The sequence below is a fragment of the Arthrobacter sp. TB 26 genome (assembly GCF_000427315.1).
Classification (GTDB): Bacteria; Actinomycetota; Actinomycetes; order Actinomycetales; family Micrococcaceae; genus Arthrobacter.
In genome coordinates this window covers 20,833-29,090 of sequence record NZ_AUPJ01000365.1, presented here as the reverse complement: position 1 = coordinate 29,090, position 8,258 = coordinate 20,833, and the positions used below count along the sequence as shown (strand labels likewise).

At 59.5% G+C, this 8,258-nt stretch carries 3 protein-coding genes; all 3 read right to left on the bottom strand.

Going from position 1 to position 8,258, the window contains the following annotated elements; all coding sequences use genetic code 11:
- The coding region (locus K789_RS0114205; RefSeq protein WP_035739833.1) for a heparinase II/III domain-containing protein at positions 1-2,066 on the bottom strand (2,066 nt) is incomplete at its 3' end.
- A gap of 406 nt (positions 2,067-2,472) precedes the next feature.
- The gene (locus tag K789_RS0114200; protein ID WP_024367332.1) at positions 2,473-3,765 is read right to left on the bottom strand and encodes a hypothetical protein; all 1,293 of its coding nucleotides are present in this window, start codon (positions 3,763-3,765) and stop codon (positions 2,473-2,475) included.
- Positions 3,762-8,240 (bottom strand): glycosyltransferase, encoded by a 4,479-nt coding sequence (locus K789_RS24095; RefSeq protein ID WP_024367331.1) that lies wholly within the window; start codon positions 8,238-8,240, stop codon positions 3,762-3,764. The genes K789_RS0114200 and K789_RS24095 overlap by 4 nt, the downstream gene beginning before the upstream one ends.
- Positions 8,241-8,258: the final 18 nt, after the last annotated feature.

Below are 8,258 nucleotides of genomic sequence, written 5' to 3'. Positions count from 1 at the left end.
AGTGCGGTGATCTGGGGCATGGTGAGTTTGAGGATGGTCAAGGCCTTGCCGTCAGGGCCGGTATCCGGTGCCGGGACCGCGGTAAGGGCGGATCCGGCCGGGACTCCGCTGAAAACGATCGTGATCGCCTGCCCGTCACGCCGCAACACCGCCCGGTTCGTCCCGATACTCACACTCGCATCGGTAACCCACTGCCAGGTCAAGTCTTTGGCAGTGGCAGCCCGGATGACGTCCTTGATGACCATGCTCGTACTACCGTGGGTCACGGTCCTCGTCGCGGTACTGGTACCCGGCAGAGCCTGCCGCAAATCCACCGACGCCGCGATTGTCGACACTGCTTTGATCGCCGCAGATGCCGTGACAGGTTGGTTCACCCCCGGGATCGTGAGCGTGGAGTGCGCCGAGGTCCCCGGCTTCCAGTAGGTGTAACGCTGCAGCGCCGAGTAGTACCCCGAGGTACTGCTCGGCATCATGCCCGGATCCACCGCCCACTGAATCCCCCTGCGGAAGAACGACACCGTGCCCAGGTCCAGGTGCGCGTGGGTCAAGACGTTCGACCCGCCCTTCAACGTCGCCGTGCTCCCGGGCACGTGCAATGCCGCAAACCCGGTCTGCGGATACACCGAGGTCAGCTTCGCAGGCAAAGCACCCGGCGCAATCCGCCACCACATCAGATACGCGTCCGGTTTCTGCGCGAACCGTCCAGCCACCCACGCCGCGACCCCCGCATCACCCCGCACCCGCGCGTCCCACGCCGGCATCAGCGCACTCAACTCCTGCGGGAGCGCATCCCCAAACGGGGTGGGCAGCCCGTCCGGGCTGGTGCTGTTCAACGCATACCCCGAAACCTTCGCCAGTGACGGCATCGCCACCGGAACACTTCGATACGCATTGGCCAGCGTCGAATACAACACCGCCACAGCCCTGCTCTGGTAATTCCAGTACCCCGGCCCCTCCTGGGTCCCGCCGTCGGCAGTGATCATCTGCAGCGCAGGCTGGATGGACTTCAACGACACCTGAGCCAACGCCGCCGCCTGCTCCGGCCACCGCTTCAAAAACACCGCCCCCGCCACAAAATTCGCCGCGTTATGAATCGACGCCATATTCGTCGGCGTCGTCACAAACGAATCCCGATCCTCATAAAGACACGTCTGCGGCCCCAGCCACCGCACCAGCACCGTCTCCTCCAACCCCGCCAACTTCACCCAGTCCACCGCAGACGACGCCGCCATCAACAAATGCGAGGCCGCCATGGTGTCCATCCCCGTCGGCCCTGCCACAAGCACTTTTTTTGCATCCGAAGCCAAAACACTCTTCGCCCTTGTGTCTCCACCAGACAACCAGCCATACCCCAGCCGCGGCACCCTCAACACATACGCCGCCCGCAGTGCGTCCAGGCTCAACACCAGCCCCGCCTCATTCGACGCCGCGCGCAAGAGCTGCGCGTGAACTGTGCCGAGGGCAGGGTCCAGCGAGGATTTCGCTGTCGCATCCGCAGCCATCGCAGCCGTCGTCGCCACATTCGGACCAGATGTGGCCAGCCTGGGAATGTACGTTGAATCTGCGACCGGCAGCGCGCACCCGCCGGCAAATCCGACCCAACCGGGCACCGCAGGGATACTGCCCGTTTTGAGCTCTAGTGCCGTTACATACCCCGCAGCTCCAAGCGCCGGGGCCTCCACCGCTTTTCCTAACACCCCCAGCTGCCTGCCTGTGTCCGCAGCCAGCTGGGTGCTGAAAGCACCCGCCCGGGCCTTTGACTCCTGGTACGCCGCGGACGTGATCCGGCCTGCCAGAACATCCGCCAAAGCTGTCGTGGCAACGCCCTGGTGTTTCGCCCGCAAATCCTTCAACACCACCAGCTGCTGCCCACTCTTCTTCACGGTCGCAGCCCGCTGCACCTCAACCTTCAACTTAACCGCCGCAGCATCCATAGCCGACTGTGTAGCGGCGGCCAAGAGTTCGTCGCCGACAACTGTTAGTGATGCCGACCCGGAAGCGATGGAGTTCTTGACTGCCAATCCGTTGGCCCGCTGAAGTAGAGGAACGAAGGTGCGGGAGTCCACGTAATCCTGGGCTGCAGCGTACTGTGCCTGCCGCAAGACCGCGCGCTGTTCGTTCAGCGTTGCAGCGGTGGCCGGAGCAGCACTCGCTCCACCTAAGAGCAATGAAAATATCAGAATTCCCGCCGTCCTGACCGGAGTAGCGTCAGGACGAACCCGGGAAAGCGCGGTCCCAATGAGATGGACGCTTCTGGATCTTGATTTCACGAGGGCTCCTGATTTATCGGGCCCGCGACTCGATATCCGACCGTCCGTAAGAATAGTTACCGGTGGTATAATCGCTCACTCAGAGACCCTTTTTGGTCTGTAATACTTCCCCATTCTAGTTACTGGAGTGAACCTCCAGAGGAAGCCAAGACGCAGGAATACCGCAGTTTTGTCGCAAAGATCACGGGCCCGAATAGTGGATCTAGCGAACCGCATTCCGTTTAATCGCGGTGACTCTATCCACTTCGAGATTGGCAAGTATCTTGTTGAGAAGGCCGCCTAGGTTGGTTCGGTTTCCGGCGGGGAACAGTCTGGTGGTCAGGTACTCCGCGGCGAAGATTGCGTTCTGATCGATGAACCACTGGCCTTGACCCACGGCCAGGCTCTTTCCAACGAACCAGCGGAAGCGGTCAAAGAAGAATCTTCCAAGGCTTCCGCTTCGGACAAAAGTGGCACCCGCCAAGTATGTGGACCAGGGCGCGACAGCCCGGCCATAAACGCCGTAGCTTAGCCCTAAGTCTGCACCATCCGTGAGTAGCCCCAGGTCTTCAAAGGCATCCTTGGTGAAATGAACATCCAGGTCGAAGATCGCACAGGAGCGCGCGTTCCGGGACAGTTGCTCACCCGCCCAGAGGTATCTTGCTAGAGCGGACATCGTCCGGATGTCGTATTCCGTCTGGGCAACCATCACTCGCCCAGAGGCGCCCGCCCGATCTAACGCGGCAATGAATTGATTGGCTACAATGTGGACGTCGCCCGGATCAGCGATGACGACAATATCCACATCAATTTCTATGCCCGACTGCAGTAATGAGTCAAGCATGTCCCCTGCCAGCCCATTGAAATAGTTTGCATCTGCGGAGAACACGAACAGCGGGCCGGAATTTTGAGTGAGCTGCGTTGTGTAAGTGCGGCTAACAGAAAAGAACTTTTCAAGGGGCGCCGCAATTTCGTGTAGGCCCCGCCATGCTACCGAGGGCGGCTGAAAAGTTGAAGATCCGTTGTAGAAGCCTGACATGAACGTGGATGGATTGAATATCTCTCGGCGGAAAAGCCCCGCGGCCGCTTCGTAGTCCTCGAATGCTGACCGGAGCATCCCGAGTAAGTGGTTCGACACACCGACGGAAACCAGGCCATTGCTGGAACAACGTCTGATTGTGGTTTCCAGACGCTGAAACTGAGCCGAAACGGGGGCATACCGGGCGGCCCCGTCGATCTTTTGCCACATCAGCCCACGGTGCAGCCTGTACCAAGCGTGCAGGCTAAGCATTTCGTCCATCAATTCGGCGCGGTGACGGGGCGATCCCGGCGCAGCGAGGACCGCTGAGATGATGCGCGCACAAATGTCGTCTACCCCGGTCCCGTGGGCCTTCTTGGCGTTAAGTACTTCACGTCGCAACTGATCCGACGTTCTTTCGGCACGGAGTCCTTGAACCTCTTCCGAAATCCGCACGACGAGTTCATCCAGGCCGCTATTCACCGGGGGGACGCTCACGACCCACCCATCTTTCGACTAGTGGAGTCCACGGAACCTGGACCTTCCCTGCCGACAACTCGAGCCGCGAGTGCTGGCAAGCACAGCTCACGGTCAAACCGGTCAGCAACGAAGTCTCTGGCAGCACTGGCAGCGACGTGCCACATCTTTTCGTCGCGGCAGACTTCAACGATGTGGCGGGCCATCGCGTCCGTGTCCGCATGTAGCCATGTGGTCGGGTATATCTGATCGGCCCCGGGCCACGCTAGGCTGACCGGGACTGCTCCGGAAGCAGCGCCGTCGGCCAACGTCATATGAAACGACTCAAAATCGCTCGTGGAGAGGACGACACCAATTTTGGCGTACCAGTCCGTCATGTCGTCTCCGTGGGGATCGAAAATGACGGCGCCAGTGAGAGCGGCATCCGAAGAGATTCTCTCGCGTAGCACTTCGTAGTACTTCATCTCGGCCGGCCGGCCGCTCATCCACGGAAAGTCCTCTGGTCCCTTTCCCTTCACGAACAACGTAAACCTGTCATCCGACTCACGCAGCAATTTCAGCACGTCTAGAGCCTTGTCAAGATGCTTTTGCGCAGGCACCATGCCGACAAAGCCCAGGTTAAACCTAGCGTCTGCTCTCTTCTGCTGCGTCAGCCCCTCGACGTCGACGGCATTGGAAATCACGACACATTTTTCGGCGGGGACTCGATGGTCACGGACAGCTATGTCCACGATGTGCTGCCCGACGAAGACAAGCTGGTCGACGTTACTAAACTCCACATCCTTTAGATATGGTCTAAAGATCTCTTGGGAATGGACTCGCGTAACGAGTCTTTGGTGCGGCATCTTGTTGCGGGCGTACCAGACCGCGTTGCCCAGGGTCCATTCGCAGAAGATGGTATCTGCTTGCGCGAGGAGACTCAGGCTTTGCTCTTCGTCATGCTTGTTGTGGTCGAGCCAGCGATCGAATAAAACAGTGTGCCCGGTACGCCTGAGTTCGTAAACCAGACCCGAGGCAAACTTGAGGTCGTGCCCTGCGATCAGAACCGTTTGCCGCGCAGGGTCAATCCCCGAGGAATTCTCGAACATTGGCTGACTTGGAGGCCGCACCAACGGCCGGCGGAGTGTCAGATCAGCGGGCACTGTGGGCTCCTGAACTGCTTCAATCCGGGGCAAATCGAAGCCCGAGATCATATGCTGCGCCAAACCCAGTCCGGAGACTGTCAGGTTGTCCTCGGAATATCCGACGCTACCCCAGTCGCCGAAGTTAGCGGTCGTTAGGAGATCCTCGAATACTGTGCGGTCCTCGATTCCGTCCTGCAGAGTCCCGAGAAACTGCATGCCCGCCGTTTGCGCCGCACGCCTCGCATCGTCAAGATCAGTGACCTCCACCACGCCGGCAGGCGCCGGTGAAGTCGATGCGCCTGGAGAAGCGAAGACGTAACGAGGTGGCACGGTCTGTCGCGCTAAGGCGGCCATCAATTCGGCGGAAGGGTGATCCGTAAAAACCGCATAGGTCGGAGGTTCTGGCGCAAGGACCGCCAGGCCCGCGGTGCGGAGGGCATACGCCAGCCGGTGGGCGGCCGTATGACCCCGGTAGACCAATCGATACGCCAGCCAAGCGTCGCGAGCCCGGGTTTCTTCATGGCCCATCCATTCCCCCATCAGCCAGCGCGCTTCATCTTCACCCTGCACCACGGGCACGAGCCCGTCCAGCACCTGCTCTACGCCTTCGCCAGTTCCGCTCACCACAGCTCCACCGGAAGCCGCGATTTCCATGACACGACGGGAGAACATCGTCGGAGAGGCGTCAACCGAGTTCACATTAATGTGAACAGGGTGGGCCTTATAAGACTCGACTGTCTCGGTGTAGGTGAGTCCTCCACGGAGGCACTGGTCCAGGCCAGCCGGGAAGTGATAGGGGCTGTCCGGGTTGAGATGCTGGCGGTCGTATACCGCGAGCCCAAATGGCTTGGCTGCAGTCAACAATTTGGATAGCTCCGCTGAGCGCTTGGGATATTTGTCCCCGTAATAAGAACCCGCATAGCTGACGGCGTGCTCGTAGAGTCTTTTCGATGGAAGGATATTGTGGAGCTGCGGTTGTGCGTAGAAGGGCATGGATGCAACGGTCTTCAGCCGAGCGCCGGCGTTAACAACGTATTTCCGAATACAGCCAGAGTCAGTTGTGAACACATGGTCAAAGTGCTTTGCCGTGACCCGAAAACGATTGAAGTGCACCGGGTCTTCTTTATTCCAGAAGATGGTCGGAATTCGATTCGCGTTGCAGTGGGCGAGCAGTGACTTGAGGGTTGCGAATTCGTTGTCGTCGTAGTAACCGACTTTCCGATGCCACAACCCCTCAGTGCCCTCCCAGGCAGATTCGACGAATAAGGCGTCGAGTGGGCATTCCTGCAACTGTTCTTTCCAAGTCGCGGGACGGAGGACCACGAAGTCTGCCTCCGGCGAGAGGCTTTCGAGGGTGAATTGATCCGCAATAATGCCGATCTTGAGGTCCCTGACCCGGGCTCCGGTAACCGGTGGTCTGCGGCCCCGGAGGCGACGATAGCTAGCAGCGGCAGTCTGGCCGGTGAGTGTCCAGGTCCGTTCCTTTACCGCCCACAAGCGGGCGCGGCGCCCAAGTGCCAGCCGCAAGTCGGGATCGCTGCCCAACCGCATCAGTACCTCCGCTAAAGACTCGGGGCTCCCAGGCGTGCAGAGCAGCGCCCGTTCTTGGCCGTCCCCAGCTAGGTCCCGGAGTGGACCCAGATCGCTTAGAATTACAGCCTTTCCACTGGCCATGGATTCGAGGGGCTTCAGGGGAGATACCATTTCAGTCACCGGTAGGCGGCGCCGGGGACAAGGCATGATGTCGAAGAGGCTGACGTAATCTGGCACAGCTTTGGCTGGCACACGCCCTGTAAATACAACCCGGTCGCCGATGCCAAGTTCTACTGCCATACGTTTGAGCTCACTCAACTGTTTGCCATCTCCGACGACAACCAGACGTGCGTCGAGGCCTCGTTCAGTCACGAGTTTAGTCGCAGAAAGTAGGTCGGAAATTCCTTCGTAGGCGACCAAGCTTCCGGTATAGCCGATCACTAGCGTTTCAGCCGAAAGTCCTAGCTTGTTCCGCAGCGAAAGCTTTGGGGGCATTGGCTTGAATCTGGCAGTGTCCACCGAATTCGGAAGCAGGGAGATTTTTGCGGGCTCGACACCGCGGCTGACGAGCTCATCCCGAACCTGGCTGGTGATAGCAAAGACCTCATCTGCCTCCTGCGCGACCCATGACTCCAGCTGCACGGCGAGTCGATATCGGTCGCTTTCAGCCCACCACGGTTTATCGGACAGCTCGGTTATTTCCCAGAGGCCCCGCACCTCGTATACGAATGGGATCCCGAGACGGCGCGCGGCCGTCAGTGCGGGGATAGCGGTGACGTAGTTTGATGCGGCATGAATAATTCCTGCACGGCTTCTTTGCGCCTCGCGGACGAAGATGTCCGCCGCGTCCGCCATGTAGTAGTCCAGCCGGTCACTCGTCCAGCTCGGTCCGGGGTTGAAAATGTGCGGAACTCCGGAAATGCTTCGCTCGAACCTTCGCTGTTCCGTCGCCGAAACGTCAGTTTTGACGTCCCACGGGTACCCGGGACGCGCCACGACAAATACGTCCTCACCCCGGCCGCCCATGCCTTCCACAAGACCAGCAGTACGGGTTGCGTAGCCGTTAGTGTTGTAATTGCCGGTGCTGTGGGCGCAGTACATGACGCGGTCTTGCTCAACGAGATATCCGGGATTGGGCTGCCGCGGAGACAAAAACGGTTGGGAGGCAAGGAGCTTATCCTGGCCCAAAATATTCTGAATGAGTTGACCGTCAGCCTCGGACGCCTCGGTAAGAAGTTCGCTATTCTCTCTTACCCGCGCAGCCGGGCTGGCAATGGCACCATGGACGAAGTATTCGTGCGAGATGAGTTTCATCAGTGCACCTTTGGAGGGTGAGCGCTGAAATTCGCTTACCAGCATGGCCAGCTGCTCGAGTTGCCCAGATTGCGGGTCACCCTCAGGTTGAGTCCTCCGCTGCACCGGTAAGGGGACACTCGTTTGCACCGTACTGGGCTCAAGCCGGCTGCCTTCCACGCTGACGGATCTCGGCGAAGGCATCAGCGATTTGGCAAGCCGGGAGGATATGCCTATAGCCGCACTGGTCGGTTCGGTGATCATCCGCCCCAATCGGAGGCTCTTCGACCGCCGAAGTGCGCTCAGCTTGGATCTGAGCTCTTGATTTTCATTTTGCAGGGCTGCGACGCGGACTTTGAATCCGTCTCGTGCCCGGCGCATGGCACCGAGTTCATTCTCCAGAGCGGCTGCTTTTCGGGCGGCTAACTTTTCGCCGCGCTGCAGTCGCTCGTAGTCGCTAACTATTGCGTCGAGATTCTCCGCGTAACGCCTACGCTTGGCGAGCTGGATAGCAGAGATCTGCGCGATTTCGTCCGGATGCTTCATGGGTCGACCTGTCCGTTC

Excerpts from the sequence above, each read along its gene's own strand:
- K789_RS24095 (WP_024367331.1), bottom strand. The coding sequence starts at position 8,240 with ATGAAGCATCCGGACGAAATCGCGCAGATCTCTGCTATCCAGCTCGCC.